This is a genomic window from Trinickia terrae (genome assembly GCF_005144415.1).
In the GTDB taxonomy this organism is placed as follows: Bacteria; Pseudomonadota; Gammaproteobacteria; order Burkholderiales; family Burkholderiaceae; genus Trinickia_A; species Trinickia_A terrae.
On the sequence record NZ_SWJE01000009.1, the window covers coordinates 93,185 to 117,355 of the forward strand.

General features: G+C 67.2%; 17 protein-coding genes. 8 read left to right on the plus strand and 9 right to left on the minus strand.

Annotation, left to right across the window (positions count from 1 at the left end; genetic code table 11):
* The first annotated feature begins 26 nt into the window (after positions 1 to 26).
* On the plus strand, positions 27 to 713 hold the full coding sequence (locus FAZ69_RS17930; protein ID WP_136896421.1) for an ABC transporter ATP-binding protein: 687 nt from the start codon (positions 27 to 29) through the stop codon (positions 711 to 713).
* Between the two features lie 109 nt (positions 714 to 822).
* Here the strand turns inward: FAZ69_RS17930 and pgi are convergent, their stop codons facing one another.
* From pgi to FAZ69_RS17945, 3 genes are all read right to left on the minus strand, one after another.
* On the minus strand, positions 823 to 2,445 hold the full coding sequence (gene pgi, locus FAZ69_RS17935) for a glucose-6-phosphate isomerase (protein WP_136896422.1): 1,623 nt from the start codon (positions 2,443 to 2,445) through the stop codon (positions 823 to 825).
* A 257-nt stretch (positions 2,446 to 2,702) separates the two neighbouring features.
* Complete coding sequence (locus tag FAZ69_RS17940) at positions 2,703 to 4,295, minus strand: NAD(P)H-hydrate dehydratase (protein WP_136896423.1); 1,593 nt, start codon at positions 4,293 to 4,295, stop codon at positions 2,703 to 2,705.
* 141 nt (positions 4,296 to 4,436) lie between these two features.
* On the minus strand, positions 4,437 to 5,738 hold the full coding sequence (locus FAZ69_RS17945; RefSeq protein WP_136896424.1) for an FAD-dependent oxidoreductase: 1,302 nt from the start codon (positions 5,736 to 5,738) through the stop codon (positions 4,437 to 4,439).
* A gap of 377 nt (positions 5,739 to 6,115) precedes the next feature.
* Here FAZ69_RS17945 and purL point away from each other — a divergent pair, with 377 nt between their 5' ends.
* The gene (gene purL, locus FAZ69_RS17950; RefSeq protein ID WP_136896425.1) at positions 6,116 to 10,207 is read left to right on the plus strand and encodes a phosphoribosylformylglycinamidine synthase; all 4,092 of its coding nucleotides are present in this window, start codon (positions 6,116 to 6,118) and stop codon (positions 10,205 to 10,207) included.
* Entirely contained in the window at positions 10,204 to 10,761 is a 558-nt protein-coding gene (locus tag FAZ69_RS17955; RefSeq protein ID WP_136896547.1) for a GNAT family N-acetyltransferase, read from the plus strand. The genes purL and FAZ69_RS17955 overlap by 4 nt, the downstream gene beginning before the upstream one ends.
* 82 nt (positions 10,762 to 10,843) lie before the next feature.
* Here the strand turns inward: FAZ69_RS17955 and FAZ69_RS17960 are convergent, their stop codons facing one another.
* The 5 genes from FAZ69_RS17960 to FAZ69_RS17980 all read right to left on the minus strand — a co-directional run bounded on the left by FAZ69_RS17960 (position 10,844) and on the right by FAZ69_RS17980 (position 14,744).
* The gene (locus FAZ69_RS17960; protein ID WP_136896426.1) at positions 10,844 to 11,623 is read right to left on the minus strand and encodes a peptidylprolyl isomerase; all 780 of its coding nucleotides are present in this window, start codon (positions 11,621 to 11,623) and stop codon (positions 10,844 to 10,846) included.
* 69 nt (positions 11,624 to 11,692) lie between these two features.
* A complete protein-coding gene (locus FAZ69_RS17965; protein WP_136896427.1) occupies positions 11,693 to 12,007 on the minus strand; it encodes a BolA family protein in 315 nt (104 codons plus the stop codon).
* A 3-nt stretch (positions 12,008 to 12,010) separates the two neighbouring features.
* Positions 12,011 to 12,541, minus strand: a complete 531-nt coding sequence (locus FAZ69_RS17970; RefSeq protein WP_136896428.1) for a septation protein A — start codon at positions 12,539 to 12,541, stop codon at positions 12,011 to 12,013.
* Positions 12,542 to 12,622: 81 nt separating this feature from the next.
* Positions 12,623 to 13,051, minus strand: a complete 429-nt coding sequence (gene msrB / locus FAZ69_RS17975; RefSeq protein ID WP_136896429.1) for a peptide-methionine (R)-S-oxide reductase MsrB — start codon at positions 13,049 to 13,051, stop codon at positions 12,623 to 12,625.
* Positions 13,052 to 13,187: 136 nt separating this feature from the next.
* Positions 13,188 to 14,744, minus strand: coding sequence for a protein adenylyltransferase SelO (locus tag FAZ69_RS17980; protein WP_136896430.1), 1,557 nt, complete (start codon positions 14,742 to 14,744; stop codon positions 13,188 to 13,190).
* An 84-nt stretch (positions 14,745 to 14,828) separates the two neighbouring features.
* Here FAZ69_RS17980 and FAZ69_RS17985 point away from each other — a divergent pair, with 84 nt between their 5' ends.
* The 5 genes from FAZ69_RS17985 (at position 14,829) to FAZ69_RS18005 (ending at position 21,986) form a co-directional block, all read left to right on the plus strand.
* On the plus strand, positions 14,829 to 16,484 hold the full coding sequence (locus FAZ69_RS17985; RefSeq protein ID WP_136896431.1) for a 3-(methylthio)propionyl-CoA ligase: 1,656 nt from the start codon (positions 14,829 to 14,831) through the stop codon (positions 16,482 to 16,484).
* A gap of 94 nt (positions 16,485 to 16,578) precedes the next feature.
* Complete coding sequence (locus FAZ69_RS17990) at positions 16,579 to 18,669, plus strand: 3-hydroxyacyl-CoA dehydrogenase NAD-binding domain-containing protein (protein ID WP_136896432.1); 2,091 nt, start codon at positions 16,579 to 16,581, stop codon at positions 18,667 to 18,669.
* A 43-nt stretch (positions 18,670 to 18,712) separates the two neighbouring features.
* Complete coding sequence (pncA, locus tag FAZ69_RS17995) at positions 18,713 to 19,339, plus strand: bifunctional nicotinamidase/pyrazinamidase (protein ID WP_136896433.1); 627 nt, start codon at positions 18,713 to 18,715, stop codon at positions 19,337 to 19,339.
* Positions 19,340 to 19,381: 42 nt separating this feature from the next.
* Positions 19,382 to 20,560: an acetyl-CoA C-acyltransferase gene (locus FAZ69_RS18000; protein ID WP_136896434.1), complete on the plus strand. Its 1,179-nt coding sequence runs from the start codon at positions 19,382 to 19,384 to the stop codon at positions 20,558 to 20,560.
* A gap of 322 nt (positions 20,561 to 20,882) precedes the next feature.
* On the plus strand, positions 20,883 to 21,986 hold the full coding sequence (locus FAZ69_RS18005; RefSeq protein WP_136896435.1) for an RAD23 family protein: 1,104 nt from the start codon (positions 20,883 to 20,885) through the stop codon (positions 21,984 to 21,986).
* A 30-nt stretch (positions 21,987 to 22,016) separates the two neighbouring features.
* Here the strand turns inward: FAZ69_RS18005 and FAZ69_RS18010 are convergent, their stop codons facing one another.
* The gene (locus tag FAZ69_RS18010; protein WP_136896436.1) at positions 22,017 to 23,984 is read right to left on the minus strand and encodes an APC family permease; all 1,968 of its coding nucleotides are present in this window, start codon (positions 23,982 to 23,984) and stop codon (positions 22,017 to 22,019) included.
* Positions 23,985 to 24,171: the final 187 nt, after the last annotated feature.

The following is a 24,171-nucleotide window of genomic DNA, read 5'->3' on the forward strand; positions in this document are numbered from 1 at the left end:
TGCGCCAATCCAATCGACGCTTCTTCATGCTAAAAAATACCGATCCGATCATTGACGTGCGGGGGTTGTCCAAGAGGGTCAGGGATGCCGCCGGCGAGCTGACGATTCTCGATGATATCGACTTGTCGATCATGCCGGGGAGCAGCGTGGCGATCGTCGGCGCATCGGGCTCGGGGAAGTCCACCTTGCTCGGTCTGCTCGCCGGGTTGGACAGTGCCACGTCGGGCTCGGTTCGGCTGCTCGGCCGCGAGCTGACGACGCTTTCGGAAGACGAGCGGGCGGGCTTGAGAAACGGCTTGGTTGGCTTCGTGTTCCAGTCTTTCCAATTGATGCCGCATCTGACCGCGCTCGAAAACGTGATGCTGCCACTCGAATTGCAAAGCGGCATTTCGGCGCGAGATGCCTCATCGCGCGCACGCGAGCTGCTTGCGCAAGTCGGGCTGGGGCAGCGGATATCGCACTATCCGAAGCTGCTCTCGGGGGGCGAGCAGCAGCGCGTCGCGCTCGCGCGCGCCTTCGTCACGCGCCCGCAGATTCTCTTCGCCGACGAACCGACGGGCAGTCTCGATGCCGCGACCGGTCACGCCGTGATCGACTTGATGTTCAGGATGAACCAGGCAAACGGCGCGACGCTTGTGCTCGTCACGCACGATGTCGAACTGGCGCGCCGTTGCGATACGACGGTGACGATCGACGCGGGGCGCATCGTTTGACCGGCAATCGGCGGCGTATGCCGCGAGCGATGTGCCGGGAGTGCGGACAAGCAATGCGCGGGTAGATCCCGCGTCGCGTGTCGGCGTCACGCACTCCTGGGCGATCTCATCAGTGCTCGAGTGCAGCCCTCGCACGCGCGATCAGCGCCGAGGTCGACGAATCGTGCTTCTTCTCGTCGACCGTCGCGGCCGTCAGGTCCGCTTCGACGACCTTGCCCAGAATCTTCCCGAGCTCCACGCCCCATTGGTCGAACGGATTGATTTTCCAGACCGACGCCTGCACCAGCACCTTGTGCTCGTAGAGCGCGATCAGCGCGCCGAGCGAGCGGGGCGTCAGCGCGTCGACGAGCAGCGTCGTGGTCGGCCGGTTGCCGGGGAACACAAGGTGCGGCACGAGCTCCGGCTTGTCCGGCCCCGCGACATTTTTCGCTTCCTCGACCGTGCGTCCGAGCATCAGCGCCTCGCTCTGCGCGAAGCAGTTCGCGAGCAGCTTCGGATGATGGCTCGCGAGCGGATGCTCGGGCGTCAGCACGGCGATGAAATCGATCGGCACGATCGTCGGCCCCTGATGCAGCATCTGGAAGAACGCGTGCTGGCCGTTCGTGCCCGGCTCGCCCCAGGTGACCGCGGAAGTCGGATAGTCGACGAAGGCGCCGTCGAGCCGGGCCGACTTGCCGTTGCTCTCCATTTCGAGCTGCTGCAGGTAGGACGGCAGGAAGTGCAGCGCTTCGGAGTACGGCGCGACCAGGTAGCTCTGCGAACCGAAGAAGTTCCGGTACCAGATGCCGACGAGGCCCATCAGCGCCGGCAGGTTGCGCTCGAGCGGCGCGCTCTTGAAATGCTCGTCCATGTCGCTGGCGCCGGCGAGGAGCGCGTCGAAGCCTTCGGGGCCGATCGCGATCATGATCGACAAGCCGACCGCCGACCATAGCGAATAGCGCCCGCCGACCCAGTCCCACATTTCGAACACGTTGTCCTTCGCGATGCCGAACTTGACGACTTCGCCAGGGTTGGCCGACACGCCGACGAAGTGCTTCGCCAGCGCGCTTTCGGGGCAGCCGCGGGCGATGAACCAGTCGCGCAGCGAGCGCGCGTTGGTCATCGTTTCCAGCGTCGTGAAGGTCTTCGAGACGATGATCGCGAGCGTTTCCTCGGGGTCGATCTGCTCGAGCACGCGCGCGAGATCCGCGCCGTCGACATTCGATACGAAGTGCGTGGCGATGTCGGGCATGGCGGCGTGGTGCAGCGCGTGCACGACCATCTTCGGCCCGAGGTCGGAGCCGCCGATGCCGATGTTGACGACGTGGCGAATCCGCTTGCCGGTGTGGCCGGTCCAGCGGCCGTCGCGCACCTGGCTCGCGAACGCCGCCATTTTCGCGCGCTCGGCGGCGACTTCAGCGTGGAATGGCGCGCTCGCGCTCGTTGCGCGCAATGCAGTGTGGAGCGCGGCGCGGCCTTCAGTCGGGTTGACGATCTCGCCGGCGAACATCGCGTCGCGGCGCGCCTCGACGCCCGCCTCGCGCGCGAGTGCAACGAGCAGGCGCAGGGTTTCGTCGGTGATGCGGTTCTTCGAGAAATCGGCGGTGAGGCCCGCGCCTTCGAACGTGAAGCGCGCGGCGCGCGTCGGGGAGACATCCTGGTCGGCCGCGAACCAGTCGCGCAGGCGCGCGTCGCGAATCTGTTCGTAGTGCGCTTGCAGCGCGGACCAGGAGGGTAGCGTATTCAGCGTCATAAACTGTCCGTCTTGCGAAGGGGCTCGAGGGAGGGCCGCGCATGCTGCTTTGCGCGCGGCCAGTCGTCGTGAAGAGCGCTGCGCCGAGCACGCTCGGGCTTCGGTGGATCGGGCGGCGGTAGCGCTGGCTCGCGCCGCGGCCGATGGATGGCGCAGTCGGTCAGTATAGCGGCGTCGGATGTCGGCGCGCAGCGCCGATTTGCGAGGCGGGCGGAAAGGGCGGGCCGCGGTCGGAGGGGCCGCGGCCGCCATGTTCGTCACGCGTGGGGCGGATAGATCAGGCGATTGAGCAGTTCGCGCACGACTGGTGCAAGCTCGCCCGCCGTCAGCCCCGCGGGGCCGTGACCGCGCTCGGTCAGCGCGTCGGCGGCAAGGCCGTGGAGATAGACGCCGGCGAGTGCGGCTTCGTAGGGCGGCAGTCGTTGCGCGAGCAATGCTCCGATGATGCCGCCAAGCACGTCGCCCGTCCCGCCTGTGGCCAGCGCGGCGCTGCCCGTGGGGTTGATCGCGACGCGGCCGTCCGGTGCGGCAATCACGGTGCCCGCGCCTTTGAGCACGGCGACGCTCGCGAAGCGCGCCGCGAGCGCGCGCGCGGCGGCGAGCCGGTCCTTTTGCACCGTCGCGGCGCTGCTGCCGATGAGGCGCGCGGCTTCGAGCGGATGCGGCGTCAGCACGCAGACGTCGCCCGCCGCGCCGCACGCCGCGACTTCGTCGGCAAGCGAGGCGTCGCGCGCGAGCAGGTTCAACGCGTCGGCGTCGATGATCTTCGGAACGTCGAGACTCAGCGCGCGGCGCAGCGTGGCGGCCGCGCGAACGCTTCCGCCCATTCCGCAGCCGATCGCGAGGGCGTCCATTGTGTCGAGCGGCACATCGTCGAGCGCGTGGAGCATCAGCTCCGGATGCGGCGGATCGTACGCCGGCCCGCCGGCGCCGACGAACGCGACGTGCACCTTGCCCGCGCCTGCATGGAGCGCGGCTCGCGCGGCGAGGATCGGCGCGCCGCACATGCCGGTGTCGCCGCCGACGACCGCCAGACTGCCGTAGGTGCCTTTGTGCGTCGCATGCGAGCGTGCGGGGAAGCGGGACGCGAACAGCGCCGGCGCGTTCAGGCGTATCGGGGCGGGCGCGGCGAGGTTCATGTCGACGCCGAGCCCAAGCGGCGCGATGGTCACGGCGCCGGCCAAATCGCGTCCCGATGCGGTGTAGAGCCCCGGCTTGGCGCCGATGAAGGTCACGGTCTCGCTGGCCCTGACGACGGCGCCGGGGCCGACCGCATTGCCGGTGTCGCTGTCGAGGCCGCTCGGCACATCGAGCGCGAGCACCCGTGACGCTTCGCGCGCACGCCGGCTCAGGCGCTCGGCCGCTTCCGCAAACACGCCCTCGAGCGGCCGCGCGAGGCCGATGCCGAACATCCCGTCCACCAGCCAGCCATAGCTGTCGAACGATGCCGGTAGCGCCGCCGAGATCGTCACGCCCGCGGCGCGCGCCTCGGCGAGCGCCCAGCGGGCGTCTTCCGGCTTGACTTCGATGGGCATGCAGACTTCCACGGCGATTCCCATGCGATGAAGCCCGGTCGCGGCGACGAGCGCATCGCCGCCGTTGTTGCCCGGACCGGCGATGATCCAGATGGGGAGGTTGGCCGCAAAGTTTTCGTCGTGGCCGATGCGATCGGCGAGAAAGCGCGCGCTAGCCGCGCCGGCGCGCGCCATCAGCGTGTGGGCGGGAAGCGCGGCTTCGGCGTGCATCTCGATGGCCCGCAGTTCGGCGACTGTGTAGAGCGGTAGAGGCCGGTCGCGAGGTGATACGAGCGGCTGATGCAAGGACGGATCCGGCGAGGCGGTGGCGATCATGGCGGGGCGCTGAGAAGGGCACGTTAGGAACGCCTCCGGCTCGGCGCATTCGGCGCGCCTTATGCACCGCCGGCGCCAGCGTTGTCGCGGGCCTTCACCATGGCCGAGGTCAGCGCGCAGCGGTTGCGCCGAGCTCCCGCATCAAGCTGCGAAGCGATCCGGCCGCAAGGCGGCGAGCGTATCGGGCGGCACGCTGGGCGCGTTGCCGGAGACGAGATCTGCCACCACTTTAGCAGAGCCGCACGCGAGCCCCCATCCGGCCGGGCCATGGCCTAAGTTCACGTAGAGCCGCGGATGCAGCGCCTGTCCGACCACCGGCAGGCCGTCGGGCGACAGCAGCTTCAGGCCCTCCCACGGGAGCGCCGCCGAGATTTTCGCGGCGCCCGGAATCCAGTCGTGGGTGGCCTGGCCGAGCAGCGTCAGCGCGGCTTTCCTGAGCGGCTCCGCGAGCGGCTTCGCGCTTTCGCGCACGCCTTGCAGCACGGCGCCGCCGGCGATGCGCATGCGCTGGTTCATGCGCGACATCGTGATGCGCTTGATCGCGTCGACAACGGCGATATGCGGCGCGCGCTCTTCGTAGGCGATCGGCGCGGTCAGCGCATGCAGGCGCAGCGGATGCAGCGGGAGATCGAGCCCGAGCCGCTCGACGAGCGGCAAGCTGCCCGCGCCCGCCGCGACGACGATCGCATCGGCGGCGATCACGTCGACCTCGCGCGAACGCTGCGGCTCGCTTTCGCTTGGCGCGAGCTCGACGGCCGCGCGCTGGTTGTCGAGGCGGATCGCCGTCACGCTGCGGCCGAATTTGAAATCGACGCCGCCATGCTCGTCGAGGGCTTGCTTGACGAGCTTCGCAAAGAGCGGACAGTTCGCCGTGCGCTCGGTCTCGAACAGCACGCCGCCCGCGAACTCGGGCTCGGTGGGTACCGAATGCTCGGCAGCCGCGCACTCGGCCGGCGTCAGCACGTGGTGCTGCATCTCGAACTCGCGCAGCAGGTCGAGCGCGCTTTGCAGCTGCTCCCATTCGCGCGGATGGCGCACCACGTGCAGCACGCCGCTTTGCTGCTCGAACTCGAGCTTGAAGCGGCCTTCGATATCGGCGATCGCCTCACGCGACGCGTCGACGAGCGGCTTCAGCAGCAGGCAGTGCTTGCGAAATGCCTCGGGCTCCTGCAGCTGATCGAGGCGGCGCACGAAACGGCGCGCTCCCGAGTTGAGTCCCGGCTTGAACACGATGCCGCTTTTCGGTGCGCGCCGGCTCTGCATGAAGGTCGGACCGAACCAGACGTCGAGCGGCGTCGGCAGGAGCGCGCCGCCATGCCCGTAGGTCGCGCCCTGCGCGACGGTGGCGTGGCGCTCGACGACGCACACGCGGTGGCCGGCCGCGCGCAGCTGATATGCGGTGGTGACGCCGACGATCCCGCCGCCTATGACAATGACATCCATGACTGATTCGATGCGAGGAAGCGCGAGGAGGGCTTCCCGATTCCCGTATTCGCGTGACGTGCGGCGCAGTGCGAGGTTGCGCGCCGACGGATGAAGCCGTGCATGATAGCGCCAAACGCGGCCGGCCGGTCGCGCGGCGGGAGGCGGGCGTGGCGCGCACGCGTCGCCGGGGGGCGCCGCCGCGATACCGCCCGCGCGGCCGGAAGCGCCTCGCGCACGCCGTGGAAATGCTTCGGAAGGGCTCGCCGGACCGCCACGGGACGCCCGTCCTAGCCCATCCGGCCAGCTTTCCGGGGGGCACTTCCGGGTATAATCTCGGTCTTCCTTTCGCCTCACTACGTCGCCCTCGCGCGACTCATCGACGTCACGTCCAGTCCATGGCCCACTTCTCGTGTTTCCCCGGCGCTTCGGCCCTTTCCGACTTCCGTCAAACCCGTCTTCTCGACACGCTCGCGCGCATCGACAGCAACATCGTCGGCATTCGCGGCCAGTACCTGCACTTCGTCAATTCGTCCGAAGCGCTGGCGAGCGAAGACAGCGCGAAAATCGAGGCCCTGATGCACTACGGCGCGCCTTTCGAGGCGGGCAGCGAGCGCGGCGCGGTTGAAACCTTCCTGGTCGTGCCGCGCTTCGGCACCGTGTCGCCGTGGGCGAGCAAGGCGACCGACATCGCCCATCACTGTGGCCTTTCGCACGTGCGCCGCATCGAACGCGGCATCGAATACACGGTGACGTTGAAAAGCGGGCTGCTCGGCGGCAAGAAGGCGCTCGAAGGCGTTGCGCGCGCGGCCGTGGCCGCGGCGCTGCACGACCGCATGACCGACAGCGTCGCGCGCTCGCGTGACGATGCGCAGCACCTGTTCGACGAACTGCCGGCCAAGCCGCTTGCGACCGTCGACATCCTCGCGCACGGCCGCGGCGCGCTCGAGACGGCGAACACGGAACTCGGCCTCGCGCTCGCCGACGACGAGATCGACTACCTCGTCGACGCCTTCGGCAAGCTCGGCCGCAACCCGACCGACGTCGAGCTGATGATGTTCGCGCAGGCCAACAGCGAGCACTGCCGCCACAAGATCTTCAACGCGCAGTGGACGATCGACGGCGAGCCGCAGGACATCTCGCTGTTCCAAATGATCAAGAACACCGAGAAGCTCAATCCGCAGGGCACGATCGTCGCCTACTCGGACAACTCGGCGATCATGGCGGGCGGCATGGCCGAGCGCTGGTTCCCGCGCAACGGCGCCGCCGAGGGTGAGCCTGCCGAGCGCTATGGCCGCCACGTCGAGCTCACGCACACGCTGATGAAGGTCGAGACGCACAACCACCCGACTGCGATTTCGCCGTTCCCGGGCGCTGCGACGGGCGCGGGCGGCGAGATCCGAGACGAGGGCGCGACAGGCCGCGGCGCGCGTCCCAAGGCGGGCCTGACGGGCTTTTCCGTCTCGAACCTCGAGCTGCCCGAAGCGCGCGAGGCGTGGGAGAACGCGCGTGACGCCGCAGTCCCGCCCGCGCAGCGCAATCCGGCCGACCAGCACGAGCCGTACGGGCGTCCCGACCGCATCGCCTCGCCGCTGCAGATCATGATCGATGGCCCGCTCGGCGGCGCCGCGTTCAACAACGAATTCGGCCGGCCCAATCTCGGCGGCTACTTCCGCGTCTACGAACAGAACGTCGGCGGCCAGGTGCGCGGATACCACAAGCCGATCATGATCGCGGGCGGCATCGGCAATATCTCCGATGCGCACACACATAAGCACGACCTGCCGGCCGGCTCGCTCCTGATCCAGATCGGCGGTCCCGGCATGCGGATCGGCATGGGCGGCGGAGCGGCCAGTTCGATGGCGACCGGCGCCAACACCGCCGAGCTCGATTTCGATTCCGTGCAGCGCGGCAACCCCGAGATCGAGCGGCGCGCGCAGGAAGTGATCAACTCCTGCTGGCAACTCGGCGACAAGAACCCGATCCTGAGCATTCACGACGTCGGCGCGGGCGGCCTGTCGAACGCGTTCCCGGAGCTCGTCGACGGGGCGAACAAGGGGGCGCGCTTCGAATTGCGCAAGGTTCAGCTCGAGGAGAGCGGCTTGTCGCCGCGCGAGATCTGGTCGAACGAGGCGCAAGAGCGTTACGTGCTCGCGATCGCGCCAGCCGATCTGCCGATGTTCGAAGCGATTTGCGAGCGCGAGCGCTGCCCGGTGGCGGTCGTGGGCGTTGCGACTGACGCGCAGCACCTGCAGCTGATCGATGCGGACGGCGGCGGCACGACCGAGCCGGTCGACATGCCGATGGAAGTCCTGCTCGGCAAGCCGCCGCGCATGCATCGCGACGTGAAGCGCGTCGTGGCCGAGCGCATGCCGGTGGACGTGACGGGCGTTGCGCTGTCGGAGATCGCGGTGTCGGTGCTCAAGCACCCGACGGTCGCGAGCAAGTCGTTCCTGATCACGATCGGCGACCGCTCGGTGGGCGGCACGACGGCGCGCGACCAGATGGTCGGCCCGTGGCAGGTGCCGGTCGCCGATTGCGCGATCACGGCCGCCGACTACGCGGGCTTTAGCGGCGAAGCGATGACGATGGCCGAGCGCACGCCGCTCGCCGTGATCGACGCGCCGGCGTCTGGCCGCATGGCGGTCGGCGAGGCGGTGACGAACATCGCGTCGGCGCCGATCGCGTCGCTCGACAAGCTCAAGCTCTCGGCGAACTGGATGGCCGCCTGCGGCGCCGCGGGCGAGGACGCCGCGCTCTTCGACACCGTCAAGGCGATCGGCATGGAGCTGTGCCCGGCGCTCGGCATCAGCATTCCGGTCGGCAAGGATTCGCTGTCGATGAAGACGAAGTGGGATGATCGCGGCGTCGCTAAGGAGGTTGTCGCGCCGGTCTCGCTGATCATCTCGGCGTTCGCGCCGGTCGAGGACGTGCGCCGTCATCTGACGCCGCAACTGCAGCGAGCGAGCGAGGCGGGCGACACCGTGCTGGTCGCGATCGACCTCGGCCGCGGCAAGCATCGTTTGGGCGGCAGCATTCTCGCGCAGGTCACGCAGCAGGTCGGCGACAGCGTGCCCGATGTCGACGATCCGGAAGATCTCAAGCGTTTCTTCGCGGCAATCCAGGCGCTCAATGCCGACGGCAAGCTGCTTGCCTATCACGATCGCTCGGATGGCGGCCTGTGGGCGACGGTCTGCGAAATGGCGTTTGCAGGGCGCGTCGGCGTGTCGCTGAACGTCGACATGCTGACGCTCGATTCGCACCACGAGTTCGACTATGGCGACGCGAAGGACTGGGCGAAGCAGACGAGCGGCCGCCGCGAGGACCTGACAATCCGCGCGCTCTTCACCGAAGAGCTTGGCGCGGTGGTGCAAGTGCGCGCGGCCGATCGCGACGCCGTGCTCGGCGTGCTGCGCGAGCATGGCCTTGGCGCCTGCTCGCATGTGATCGGCAAGCCGAGCGAGCGCGATGCGATCGAGATCTACCGCGACGCGAAGAAAATCTACGAAGTGCCGCGCACCGAGTTGCACCGCGCGTGGGGCGAAGTGAGCTGGCGTATCGCGCGCCTGCGCGACAACCCCGCCTGCGCTGACGCCGAATACGACGCGCTGCTCGACGCGGCCGACCCCGGCATAACTCCGCATCTGACGTTCGACTTGAACGACGATGTCGCCGCGCCTTTCGTCCCCCAAGGGGACTTCCTTCGGGGCGTCAGCAAAGGCACGGCGCGTCCGCGTGTCGCGATCCTGCGCGAGCAAGGCGTGAACTCGCATCTCGAGACCGCCTACGCGTTCGACCGCGCAGGCTTCGATGCGCACGACGTCCACATGAGCGACCTGCTGTCGGGCCGCGCGACGCTCGCCGATTTCGCGGGCGCCGTGGCGTGCGGCGGCTTCTCGTACGGCGACGTGCTGGGCGCGGGCGAAGGCTGGGCGAAGACGATCCGCTTCAACCCGATGCTCGCCGACATGTTCGCTGCGTTCTTCGATCGCAAGGACACGTTCGCGCTCGGTATTTGCAACGGCTGTCAGATGATGAGCAGCCTCGCGTCGATCATCCCCGGCGCCGAAGCGTGGCCGAAGTTCACGCGCAACAAGTCCGAGCAGTTCGAGGCGCGCTTCTCGTTCGTCGAAGTCCAGCAGTCGCCGTCGCTCTTCTTCGCCGGCATGGAGGGCTCGCGCATTCCGGTCGCGATCGCTCATGGCGAAGGCTTTGCAGACTTTTCGCAGCAGGGCGATGCGGCGCGCGTCGATGTCGCGATGCGCTTTATCGACCACCGCGGGGAGGCCACGGAGCGCTATCCGTTCAATCCGAACGGGTCGCCGTCGGGCATCACGTCGGTGACGACGCCTGATGGCCGCTTCACCGTGCTGATGCCGCACATGGAGCGCGTGCATCGCACGCTGCAGATGAGCTGGCACCCCGAAGGCTGGGGCGAGGCGAGCCCCTGGATGCGCGTGTTCCAGAACGCGCGCCGGTGGATCGGATGACCGAGGCGCCGCGCCGCGACGCCGCGTTGCGGATACGCGTCGAGCGTGTCCAGGACGCCGCGGAGCGCGCGGCGATTTCCGGCGTGGTGCGCGCCGCCTTCGAAAGCCATCCGCATAGCGACCAGAGCGAGCACCTGCTGGTCGACACCTTGCGCGACGATGGCGCACTGACGGTCTCGCTCGTGGCCGAATTGGCCGGGGAGATCGTCGGCTACATCGCGTTTTCGCCGGTGCAGATCGGCTCGTACGATGCCGGCAAATGGGTTGGGCTCGCGCCGGTCGCGGTGCTTCCGGCATATCAGGGGCAGGGCATCGGCGGCGCACTGATCGCCGCGGGTCTCGCGGCGGTGCGCGAGCAAGGCGCCGAGGGTTGCGTTGTGCTGGGTGACCCCGCGTACTACACGCGCTTCGGCTTTCGCCACGAGTCCGCCATCGTCTTTCCCGGCGTGCCTGCGGAGTACTTCATGGCGATGAGCCTGATCGGCGGCGAAGGCGTCAATGCCTCACTGCCAGGGGGCGAAGCTCGCTATCATCCGGCGTTCTATCCGGATTGAGGTTCCTGACTCGATTTGCGAGCGCCCAATAAAAAAATGCCACCCGAAGGTGGCATTTTTTTGACCTGCACGGCGAAGCGCGTTACTGCACCTTCGCTTGCTTGCGCAAACTTTCCTCGAACGCCTGCAGCTTTTCCTGCTGAATCTGCTGGGCGATCTGCGCCTTCACCGTATCGAGCGGCGGCGGGGCGATGTCGCGGATGTCGTCGACGCGGATAATGTGCCAGCCGAATTGCGTGTGCACCGGCGCATCGGTCATCTGGCCTTTTTGCAGCTTTTCCGCCGCCGCGGCGAACTCCGGCACGTACGACTTCGGATTTGCCCAATCGAGGTCGCCGCCGTTCTTGCCCGAGCCCGGGTCCTTCGAGTATTGCTTCGCGAGATCCTCGAAGCTCGTGCCAGCCTTGATCTTCGCGATCAGGTCCTTCGCCTGCTGCTCGTTGTCGACGAGGATGTGATGCAGGTGGTACTCGCGGCCGCCAGCCTGCTTGGCGAGATCGTCATAGCGGGCTTTGACTTCCGCGTCGGTCGGCTGGTTGTCCTTCACGAACTTCTCGATCAGCGCGCGCAGCACGACCGTCTGCTGCGCGACAGCGACTTGCGCCTTCACATCCGGTTGCGACGGAACGCCTTCGCGAATCGCTTCCTGCATCAGGATTTCGCGGTTGACCAGCTCTTCGCGCACTGCCTGCTGCAGTTGCGGCGAATCTTGCTGGCCTTGTTTCACGAGTTGGCTGACGAGCGCGTCGGCGCGTGATTTGGGGATCGGCGTGCCGTTGACGACGGCGATGTTCTGAGCGAAAGCAGGCGCGGCCGCGCAGGCGGCGAGTAGTACCCAAAGACGGGATTTCTTCAAGGTCATCGGAAGTTCCTACTGAGGCAACTGTGGGAGCAACTGAGCGAACGACATCGAATCGAAACGCAATGGCGATTACGGCGACGTCGAAGGCGGTGTTGCAAATTCTTCGGGCGTGTAGGCCGTGATGGCGAGCGCATGGATGCCACGCTGCATCGCATCGGCCAGCGCATCATACACCAAGCGGTGCCGCGCCACGCGGGCTTTGCCGGCAAATGCGGCGGCGACGATCGTCACCGAATAATGGCCGCCGGCCGCCGCGCCGGCATGGCCCGCGTGCTGCGCGCTGTCGTCGCGCACGGCGAGCGAAACCGGCGCCAGGGCAGCCGTCAGCCGCGTTTCGATCAGCGCGATGCGCTCGGCCGGCGACGCGTTCAGGAAGTCGCTCATCGGTCATTCTTCCTTCAGGTATTTCGCGAGCCACAGGCTCTGCGCGACGATGAACACGACCATCGCGCCCGTCGTGCCGAACAGCTTGAAGTTGACCCACTGCGATTCTGTGAAGTTGGCGACGACGTACAGGTTCGCGATGCCGAGCGCGACAAAGAAGAGCGCCCACGCGGCGTTCAGCTTGTCCCAGATCTCGCCCGGCAGCGTGAGCTGCTTGCCCATCATCTTCTCGATCAGGTTCTTCCGGAACGCGTAGCGCGCGACGACCAGCCCGATCGCGAAGAGCCAGTAGAGCGCGGTCGGCTTCCACTGGATGAACTTCTGGTTGTGCAGCACGAGCGTCGCGCCGCCGAACACGACGATGACGCCGAGGCTCACCCAGAGCATCGTGTCGACCTTGCGGTGCCGGAATGCGACCCACGCCACCTGCAGGAGCGTCGCGACGATCGCCACGGCCGTGGCCGTGAAGATTCCCCACAGCTTGAACGCGACGAAAAACAGGATGATCGGGAACAGATCGAACAGAAATTTCATTGATTGTCGGGACGTCGTTGGGCAGCGCCTGCCTGCTCTCGGGCGGGCGCTGCGGATGACTTGGAGCGCGGGCGCGCTACGTTACTCGGGGTCGAATTGTAGCGCAGCCGAATTGATGCAGTAGCGCAGGCCGGTCGGCGCGGGACCGTCCTCGAAGACATGGCCCAGGTGCGCGCCGCAGTGCTTGCAGCGCACTTCGATGCGCAGCATGCCGTGCGAGCGGTCGGTGAGCTCCTCGATCACTTCGCCGTTGATCGGCTTGAAGTAGCTTGGCCAGCCGCAGCCGGCGTCGAACTTGGTGTCCGACTCGAAGAGCGGCGTGCCGCAGCAGACGCAGTCGTAGATGCCGCGTTCCCAGTGGTCCCAGTAACGGCCGGTAAACGGCGGCTCGGTCGCGGCGCGGCGGGTCACCATGTATTCGACGTCGGAGAGCTGGTCGCGCCAGTCTGCATCGGTTTTCTGCACGGCATGCGTGGGTTTGGCCTGATCGTCGTCGATGGGGCGGTTCATGGTTGCAGTGTCTCCATTGAATAGTGCGCCGAGAGGCTCGTGGAGCGGGTGCGTCCGGTCGGCGCAAAGTCGGGATCGCGGGTCTGATACGTGCTCGGCCCTCTTTTGGATGCAAATGCAGTGTTTCGTTCAAGGCTCATGACGAACAGCTGACCTCGAGCGTGCCCGCCCAGTCGGGCGGCAGCGCGGCATACGCTTCGTGCTCAGGCTGCTCGTCGAACGGATGGCGCAGCACTGCCGCCAGCCGCTCCAGTTCCGCAAAGTCCTTTTCCTTCGCGCGGCGGATCGCCGTTTCGGCGAGGTGATTGCGCAGCACGTACTTCGGATTCACACGGTTCATCGCTTCGCGCCGCGCGGCGTCGTCGCGCGTTTCTTCGGACAGTCGCGCGCGATAGCCGTTCGCCCACCGATCGAAGGCGGCGCGGTCGAGGAACAGGTCGCGCACCGGCGCATCGCCGCTCGCGTCGTGTTTCGACAGGCGCGACAGATTGCGGAACGTCAGCGTGAAGTCCGCGCGGTTCGCGTGCATGATCTCGAGCAGCGTGTTCGCGAGCGCGTCGTCGCCGGGGCGCTCGTCGGCAAGGCCGAGCTTGTCGCGCAAGCGCTTTTCGAGCGCCGGCGCAAAGCGCGTCTTGAAGTCTTCGAGCACGCGCTGTGCGTCCTCGACCGAGCGCTCGCCGCGCACCGCTTCCTCGTAGCGCGCGCCGAACAAAGGCAGCAGCGCTTGCGCGAGGCAGAAGCAGTTCCAGTAGGCGATTTGCGGCTGCATCCGGTAGGCGTAGCGGCCCGACGTGTCCGAGTGATTGCAGATGTGGTTGGCGTCGAAGCCGTCGACGAAGCCGAACGGGCCATAGTCGATCGTGAGGCCGAGGATCGACATGTTGTCCGTGTTCATCACGCCGTGGCAGAAGCCGACTGCCTGCCATTGCGCGACGAGGTCGGCGGTGCGCAGCACGCTTTCGTTCAAGAGCGCGAGGTAGGGATCGTCGGCCTCGCGGCAGTGCGGGAAGAAGCGGTCGATCACATGGTCGGCGAGCGCTTGCAGCGCCTCGATGCGGTCGTTCGAATAGAAATGCTCGAAGTGGCCGAAGCGCACGAAGCTCGGCGACACGCGCGTGACGACGGCTGCCGTCTCGATCTCCTCGCGCGGCACGGACTGGTCCGAGCCGATCACGCAGAGGGCGCGGGTCGTCGGAATGCCGAGGTGGTGCATCGCTTCGGAGCAGAGGAACTCGCGAATCGACGAGCGCAGCACCGCGCGTCCGTCGCCCATGCGCGAATAGGGTGTGCGTCCGCTGCCTTTCAACTGCAGCTCGTAGCGCTCGCCGCCGTGCTCGATTTCGCCGAGCCCGAGCGCGCGCCCGTCGCCGAGCTGGCCTGCCCAGACGCCGAACTGGTGCCCCGAGTAGACCGACGCATACGGCAGCGCCTGCGCGGGCCATTCGCGCGTGGTGTTGCCGCAGAAGAACTCGGCGAAGCCGGGCTCGTGCGCGAGCGACGGATCGAAGCCGAGCATGCGCGCGGCCTCGGCGGAAAAGCCGACCACGTAGGGTTCGGTGAGCGGGGCCGCCGGCAGGCGGGTCAGGAAGGCGGTGCCGAGCTGGGCGAACGAGCCGTCGCGCGTGCTGCCGATCGCGTCCGCGACCGACGACATCCGCTCCGACAGCCCGGTATTGCTTGGGGAAAACGACATGTTGAGCGCCTCGGAATTAGCCGATATTGTAAGGCCGCGCCCGCAGGCGCGCTGGGCCTACCCATGACGAGGAGACGAACGGAAATGACAACGCCGTTGCTGGGTCAGATGATGGACGTGCCGCTCAACGTGTCGTCGCTGCTCGCGCATGCCGCGAGGTACGCGGGCGATACCGAGATCGTGTCGCGGCGCATCGAGGGCGACATCCACCGCTACACGTACCGCGATTGCGAGCAGCGCGCGAAGCAGCTCGCGCAGGCGCTGATCCGGCTCGGCGTCGCGCTGGGCGGGCGCATCGGCACGCTCGCCTGGAACGGCTATCGCCACCTCGAGGCGTATTACGGCGTCACCGGGTTCGGCGCGGTCTGCCACACGATCAATCCGCGTCTCTTTGCCGAACAGGTCGCGTTCATCATCAATCACGCCGACGACAGCTACGTGCTGTTCGACACGACGTTCGCCGCGCTCGTCGATGCGGTGGCGCCGCATTGCCCGAAGGTGAAGGGCTGGATCGCGCTGGCCGACGAGGCGCACATGCCGGCGCTCGCGACGCCCGCCCTGAGTTACGAAACGCTGCTCGCCGCTGAAAACGGCGTCTTCGACTGGCCCGCGCTCGACGAGCGCTCGGCATCCAACCTCTGCTACACGTCGGGCACCACGGGCCACCCGAAGGGCGCGCTGTACTCGCACCGCTCGACGGTGCTGCACGCCTACGGCGCGGCGCTGCCCGACGCGATGGGCTGCTCGGCGCGCGATGCCGTGCTGCCCGTCGTGCCGATGTTCCATGTGAATGCCTGGGGCATTCCGCACGCGGCGCCGCTCGCCGGCGCGAAGCTCGTTCTGCCTGGCAAGGATCTCGACGGCAAGTCGCTCTACGAGCTGATGGAAGCCGAGCGCGTTACGTTCTCGGCGGGCGTGCCGACCGTCTGGATGGGCCTGCTCCAGTACGTGCGCGAGACCGGCAAGCGCTTCTCGTCGCTCGCGCGCACGGTGATCGGCGGCTCCGCGTGTCCGCCGGCGGTGCTGCGCGAATTCGAGGACGTCTATGGCGTGCGCGTGATCCACGCCTGGGGGATGACCGAGATGTCGCCGCTCGGCACGCTGATGCGGCTCAATTGGGAGCAGTCGCAGCGTCCGCTCGCGGAGCGGCGCCGCTTGCTGGAGAAGCAGGGCGCGGTGATTTTCGGCGTCGACATGAAGATCGTCGGCGACGACGGGCGCGAGCTGCCGCGCGACGGCGTCGCGTTCGGCGACCTGCACGTGCGCGGGCCGTGGGTCATCGACCGGTATTTCCGCAGCGACGCCTCGCCGCTCGTCGACGGCTGGTTCCCGACGGGCGATGTCGCGACCATCGACCGCGATGGCTTCCTCCACATCACTGACCGCAGCAAGGACGTCATCAAGTCGGGCGGCGAATGGATCAGCTCGATCGAAATCGAGAACGTCGCGATCGCGCATCCGGCCGTGGCGGAGGCGGCATGCATCGCGATCGCGCATCCGAAATGGACGGAGCGGCCGCTGCTCGTCGTCGTCCCGCGCGCGGGCGAGAACATCACGCGTGATGAACTGCTTGCGTTCTATGAAGGAAAGGTCGCGAAGTGGTGGATTCCCGACGACGTCGTGTTCGTCGAGCAACTGCCGCATACGGCGACCGGCAAGCTGCAGAAGCTCAAGCTGCGCGAGATGTTCCGCGAGCACGTGCTGCGGACGGCGATCCCGGGCGCGGTCCAGAAAAATTGAACGATCGTTCTATTGTGTGTATCCTAGCTTCCACTCGCCGGTGCGCGGACAATGATCCGCGTATCCGGTCTCATGCAAAGCTGGAGGCAGACAGATGGCAGTGGACTACACGACACGTGACGGCGTTGCCGTCATCACGCTGAACAATCCCCCCGTCAACGGGCTCGGCCTTTCGACGCGCATCGGCATCATGGACGGCCTCGCGCGCGCCGAGCGCGATCCGGCGATTTCCGCCATCGTGTTGACGGGCTCCGGCACAGCGTTCTCGGGCGGCGCCGACATCACCGAATTCAACACGCCGAAAGCGCTTCAGGAGCCGACGCTCGCTACCGTCATCCGCGCGGTCGAAGCGAGCGCGAAGCCGGTCGTCGCGGCGATCCACAGCGTGGCGATGGGCGGCGGCCTGGAGCTCGCGCTCGGCGCGCACTACCGCGTCGGCGTGCCCGGCGCGCAGATCGCGCTGCCCGAAGTGAAGCTCGGCTTGCTGCCCGGCGCGGGCGGCACGCAGCGTCTGCCGCGCGCGATCGGGCTGGAGGCTGCGCTGAACATGATCGTGTCGGGTGCGACGGTGATGTCGGAGAAGCTGACGGACAGCGGGCTCTTCGACGAGATGGCCGAAGGCGACGTGCTCGAAGCCGCGCTGGCGTTCGCACGCCGCGTGGCGGAGAAGGATGCGGGCGGCACGCACCCTCGTTTGCGCGACCGCAAGATCCAGCATGAAAACGCCGCCGGCTTCATCCAGTTCTCGCGCAACAGCGTCGCGGCCGTCGCGAAGCCCTTCCCCGCGCCGGGCAAGTGCATCGATGCGATCGAAGCGGGCGTGCTCAAGGGCTTCGATCACGGCCTCGCGTTCGAACGCGAGTGCTTCCTCGCGCTCGTGCAGACGCCGGAGAGCCGCGCGCTGCGCCATGCGTTCTTCGGAGAGCGGGCCGCGAGCAAGATTCCCGACGTCCCCTCCGACACGCCCGTGCGCGCGATCAAGCAGGTCGCCGTGATCGGCGCCGGCACGATGGGCGGCGGCATCGCGATGAATTTCGTCAACGCGGGCCTGCCGGTCATGCTGCTGGAGACGAAGCCGGAGGCGCTCGAGCGCGGCCTCGCGACGATCCGCAAGAACTACGAGACGACCGTCAAGAAAGGCAAGCTCACCCAGGAAGCGCTCGAGACGCGCATGGCGCTCATCACGCCGACGCTCTCCTATGACGATCTCGCCGGCGCCGACCTGATCGTCGAAGCGGTGTTCGAGGAACTTGGCGTGAAGGAGCAGGTGTTCCGCCGTCTCGACGAGATCGCCAAGCCCGGAGCAATCCTGGCGTCGAACACGTCGACGCTCGACTTGAACAAGATCGCGGCGTTCACGACGCGTCCCGGGGACGTCGTCGGCATGCACTTCTTCAGCCCCGCGAACGTGATGAAGCTGCTCGAAGTCGTGCGCGGCGAGCACACCGCGAAGGATGTCCTCGCCACGGTCATGCAGGTCGCCAAGCGGATCAAGAAGACGGCGGTGGTCTCGGGCGTCTGCGACGGCTTCATCGGCAACCGGATGATCGAGCAATACATCCGCCAGGCGCTCTTCATGCTCGAAGAGGGCGCGCTGCCCGCGCAGATCGACGGCGCGATCGAGCGCTTCGGCTTTGCGATGGGGCCATTCCGGATGAGCGATCTCGCGGGCAACGACATCGGCTGGGCGATCCGCAAGCGGCGCTACGCGGAGCAGCCCGGCATGCACTATTCGAGGATCGCCGACCGCCTCTGCGAGACCGGCCGCTTTGGCCAGAAGACCGGTGGCGGCTGGTACGACTACCGGCCGGGCGATCGCACCGCGCGGCCGTCGGCGCTCGTCGACGAGATGATCGTCGCGTACTCCGGCGAGATCGGCTGCGCGCGCCGCGAGATCGGCGACGACGAGATCGTCGAGCGGCTCGTGTTCGCGCTCGTCAACGAAGGCGCGAAGATTCTCGCGGAAGGAATCGCATCGAAGGCCTCGGACATCGACATGGTCTATCTGACCGGCTATGGCTTCCCGCTCTGGCGCGGCGGCCCGATGCTCCATGCGGACACCGTCGGCCTCTACAACGTCGAGCGCGCGATGGCTCGCTATGCGTCGCAGCAGAACGGTGACGCGTGGGAGATCGCGCCGCTCGTTACCGAGCTCGCGAAAGCGGGCCGCGGGTTCAACGGTTGAGGGGTCCGGCCGTCCGGCGCACGGCGTTTAGCGAGGTGACACGATGAAAAGCGCAGACGAGGTTCTGCTCGTCGTCGACGTGCAGAACGATTTCATGCCGGGCGGCGCGTTGGCCGTGGCCGACGGCGATCAGGTCGTGCCGATCATCAACCGGCTCGCGCAGGCTTTCGAGCACGTGGTCCTGACGCAGGACTGGCATCCCGCCGATCACATCTCGTTCGCCGCGCATCATCCGCCGCACCAGCCGTTCGAGACGATCGCGCTGCCCTACGGGCGGCAGGTGCTGTGGCCCGTGCATTGCGTCCAGGGCACGCCCGGCGCGGCCTTGCATCGCGACCTCGACATTCCCCACGCGCGCCTCGTGATCCGCAAGGGGCATCACCGCGAGATCGACAGCTACTCGGCGTTTCTCGAAGCCGACGGCACGACGCGCACGGGGCTCGCGGGCTATCTGCGCGACCTCGGCGTGACTCGCGTGTTTTGCTGCGGGCTTGCCACCGATTATTGCGTTGCCTGGACGGCGCTCGACGCGCGTGGCGCCGGTTTCGAAGTCGCCGTGATCGACGACGCGTGCCGCGCGATCGATCTCGACGGCTCGCTCGACAAAGCGTGGCAGGACATGCGCGCGGCCGGCGTTGCGCGGGTCAGCGCCGCGGACGTGCTCGCGTAAAAACAAATCAACGCGGATCAATATTCGAATTCGGAGAGACAAATGACCGACGCAGTAATCGTATCGACCGCCCGCACGGGCCTTGCCAAATCGTGGCGCGGCGCGTTCAACATGACGCATGGCGCGACCCTGGGCGGCCATGTCGTGCAAGCCGCGGTCGCGCGCGCCGGGATCGATCCCGCGCGTGTCGAGGACGTCGTGATGGGCTGTGCGAATCCCGAAGGCGCGACGGGCGGCAACATCGCCCGCCAGATCGCGCTGCGCGCCGGGCTGCCGGTCGGCGTGCCCGGCATGACGGTCAACCGCTTCTGCTCGTCGGGCCTGCAGACGATCGCGCTTGCCGCGCAGCGCGTGATCGCGGGTGAAGGGGACGTGTATGTCGCAGGCGGCGTCGAATCGATCTCGTGCGTGCAGAACGAGATGAACCGCCACATGATGACCGAGGGCTGGCTGCGGGAGCACAAGCCCGAGATCTACTGGTCGATGCTGCAGACCGCCGAGAACGTCGCGAAGCGCTACGGCATCTCGAAAGAGCGGCAGGACGAATACGGCGTGCAGTCGCAGCAGCGTGCGGCGGCCGCGCAGGCCGCCGGCAAGTTCGCCGACGAGATCGCGCCGATGACGGTGACGGCCGGGCTCGCCGACAAGGCGACGGGGCGTCTCTACACCGGGCAGGTGACGATCGCGGCCGACGAAGGCATCCGCGCCGATACGACGCTCGAGGGCGTCGCGAAGATCCGCACCGCGCTGCCGGGCGGCGTCATCACGGCGGGCAACGCGAGCCAGTTTTCGGACGGCGCGTCGGCGTGCGTCGTGATGAATGCGGCAGTGGCCGAGCGCGAAGGCCTGCGGCCGCTCGGCGTGTTCCGCGGCTTCGCCGTGGCGGGCTGCGAGCCGGACGAAATGGGCATCGGCCCAGTCTTCGCGGTGCCGAAGCTCTTGAAGCAGGCCGGTCTCAAGGTCGACGACATCGGCCTGTGGGAGCTCAACGAAGCGTTCGCGGTGCAGGTGCTCTACTGCCGCGACACGCTCGGGATACCGAACGAACGCCTCAACGTGAACGGCGGTGCGATCGCGGTCGGGCATCCCTATGGCGTGTCGGGCGCGCGGCTTACCGGGCACGCGCTGATCGAAGGGCGCCGGCGCGGCGTGAAGTACGCGGTCGTGACGATGTGCATCGGCGGCGGGCAAGGCGCGGCAGGGCTGTTCGAGATCGTGTAGGCGCCGGGCAATTTAGAGACCGGTTCAGGCTGGGGCACGTTACGATGGCGCCCGTTCGAAACTTCGCGCGCCATCGCAGCCCGTTATGAGACTCCAGCCGCCTCTGTTTCCAGCCGGATCGCTCCTTTCCTTTGATTGCCTGAAGCGGCTCGTTTGTGCGGCGGGGCTGGCATCGGCCTTCCTCGCCGGATGCGCGACCCCGCCGCCAGCCGTCGCGCCCGCCGAGTTTCCCGCCAGGACCAGCGCGGCCCAATATCGCCGCGTCGCTGTGTTGCCGTTCGACGGCAACCGAGGCCTCGAGGCGGCGAACGATTTCGAGCGCATGCTGAGCTCCGCCCGGTACGAAGGGCGGCCCTATTTCACCGTCTACGAATGGCGCACGATGGACGATTCGACGGTGGACTTGCTGACGCGATCGGTGGCGAACGTCAATTCGACATTGCCGGCTAACGTCGATCCAGCGGCGCTTCCGAATCTCGACCCGAAGTTGCTGGCGAACCTCGATCCAGCGTCGCTTGCCAATGCCGATCCGAAGTCGTTGGCGAATCTGGATCCGAAATCATGGGCAGGCCTCGATCCGAAGCCGCTGGCAGGCCTCGCTCCGATTTCGACGCCAAGCAGCGTTCCGGCTTCGCCTCCGGTACCAGGCAACGTCCCTTCTCCGGTTTCGCCGGCCGGCAGTGTCCCGACCTCCGCCGCGAGTCTTCTTTCTGCATCGATAGGCAGCCTGCTTCCGAAGCCGGCGGCAAGAAGTCCCGACCCGGCCTCGTCATACAGCAATTTGACTCCCGCCGACGCCGTCTACACCGGCTCGGCAAACGCGCTGCCGATCGCCACGACGCTCGCGACGGCTACACGCATGTTCTGCCCGACGAGCAACACGTCCGGCTGCTACACCAAGGAGGTCCGCTGCACGACGAAGACGGCGCGCTTCGAGCTGTCGCCGCGCCTGACCGATGTGAGGCGAGGGAAGGTCGTCTATGGCGCGACGAAGATCGGTGTGGCGACGTCGTCCTGGTGCGATGACGCCGGCGACGAGGCAGCGGATCGAACGCTGGCCGCCGAAGCGATGAGCGATGCGTTCCGGCAGGCGCGCGAGGACGTCGCCCCCTACGAAGTGCAAGTCGCCGTCAAATACAAGGACAGCAAGGACGGGCTCGACCCGCGCTCCGTCGAGCCGTTCGACCGCGCATTGGCATTTGCCCGCACCGGGCGTTTCGACAAGGCGTGCCCGCTGTGGTCGTCGTTTGCTGCGGCGAATCCGGCCAGCCGCGCGCTTGCGTTCAACGTGGCCGCCTGCGACGAGTTCGCGGGACGCCTGGATGCTGCGCTGGCCGGATATCAGCGCGTAGACGAGCAAGCCGGGAACGCCGACCCGGACGCAACCTCGGCGCTCGCCCGGGTGCGCGAGCGCATGGCTCACTAGGGCCTGTCGTCCGCGTGAACAAGCCCTGACTCATCCGACATTCATCGGCAGCAGCACCATCTGCTTGCCCTGCAAGTGCAGGCGCGTCTGAATCTCGACGGGCGTCTGGTTGTGCAGCCACGCCGTGAGGAAGTTGACCCGCTTGAAAATCAGCTTGCTCGCGAAACAGACGCTATTCGGATACTCGTCCATGGTGGACTCGGCGAGCTTCATGAATTCGCCGATCGGATGCGTGCCGAACGCGATGCGGTAGTCGGACGCCATGCCGTTGCGGCGGCAGTGCGCCACGTAATACTCGAGCGCCGTGGAGATCGTCTTTTTCAGGCGATCGAGATGCTCGGCTCCTTCGTATGCCTTCGCGTCGACTTCGCCGACCGCCAGGAAAATCACGTTCTTGAAGTGCCCTGGAAAGAGCCGGTTCACCCATAGCAGCGCATGCATGCTCGCGCCGCGATGCTTGCCGACGAGCAGGATCGCGGTCGGCTGCGACGGGTCCGGCTTGCCCGGCCCGGGTTCGTCGACCGTGGGCGCCGCGCCGGCGAAGAGCGCATCTTCCTTCGCGAGCTGCGCGCGCGTATCGCCGTAATGGCGCTTGATGATGAAGCACAGCGCGACGACCGCGCTGGTCACGAGCACCGTCAGCCAGCCGCCCGAGGTGAGCTTCTCGATCAGCGTGATCACGAGCACCGTGGCCGTCACCGAGAGACCCAGCGCCGACAGCGCGAAATGCACGAGCCAGTTGCCTTCGTGGCGCTTGCGCCACCAATACGTGCACAAGCCCAGCAGCGACAGGCTGAACGTGAGGAACACGTTGATGCTGTACAGCACGACGAGCACGTCCACGTTGCCGTGCGTCCAGCCCAGGATCAGGAGGCTCGCCACGCCCATCACGACGATGCCGTTCTGGCGCACGAGGCGCGTCGACAGGTCGCGGAAATGGCGCGGCACCCATGAATCGGACGCCATGTTGGACAGCACCGCGGGCCCGTCGAGAAAGCCCGTTTGCGCGCCGACGAGCAGCAGCCCCGCCTCGAACGCCAGCACCGCGGCGAGCAGCGCATGCCGCGCGAACGGCGAGCCGAGCCCCAGGTTGTCGATCACGCTGCCGAACACGACCGCATTGAGCGTCTGCCCTTCGACGGGCTGCGCATTCCAGAGCATGTAGAGCAGGATGATGCCGCCCGCCGTGAAGGCGAGCGAGGTCGCCATGTAGAACATGGTCCACTTGCCGTTCGGCACGCGCGGCTCGGCCAGCATGTTGACGTTGTTCGAGACGGCTTCGAGACCGGTATAGGTCCCGCCGCCGAGCGAGAACGCCCGCATCAAGAGCGCCATGACCACGAGCGGCCCGAGCGATTGCGACATGCCGTGCGCTTCGCTGAACGCGCCCGGCACGACGCCGGCCAGGTGGTTGCCGTGCACCGCCACGCCGTAGACGATCAGGCCGAGATGCAGCACGACGAAGCCCATGAAGATCGGCAGCAGCACGAGGATCGATTCCTTCATGCCGCGGAAGTTGAGCCCTGTCATCAGCACGATGAGGATCAGCTCTGTGGCGAGCTTGAAAGCCTGGGCGCTGACCGGCAATAGGCTGAAGAATGCGTCGACGCCGCTCGCGAGCGAGGTCGCGATGGTGAGCACGTAATCGACGAGGAGCGCCGCACCCGACACGAGCCCGGGACGCGGCCCGAGCAGGGCCGTCGCGACGCGATAGCCGCCGCCGCCCGTGGGGAACAGCTCGATGACCTGGTTGTAGCCGAGCGCGATGATGAAGACCGTCGCCGCAGTGGCGACCGCGAGAAAGAGCGCAAGCGGCGTGTGATGGCCGAGCGCGAGGAACGCCTCCTCGGGGCCGTAGCACGACGACGAGAGGCCGTCGGCGCCGAGCCCGACCCAGGCGAGGATCGGCGTGACCGCGATCGCGTGACGGGTGCGGGGGTCGAGCGGGTCGAGCGGTTTACCGACGATCAACTGCCACATCTTGCCGAACGCGGCCATGGCGGGCTCCTCTGGTTTTGCAGCGGAATGTAGGGCAGTTCGGTAAGGCTTGCCAGTCGGCGATACCCGATGCCCCGAAGCTGACGGTTTGAAAGAGTGCCGGCGCCGCGCGCTCGCGTGCTCGTGCTATATGTGCGTGAGGCATCGCATGACGGCGCCGCGCGTCTGCGGGCAGCGGCGCATCGCG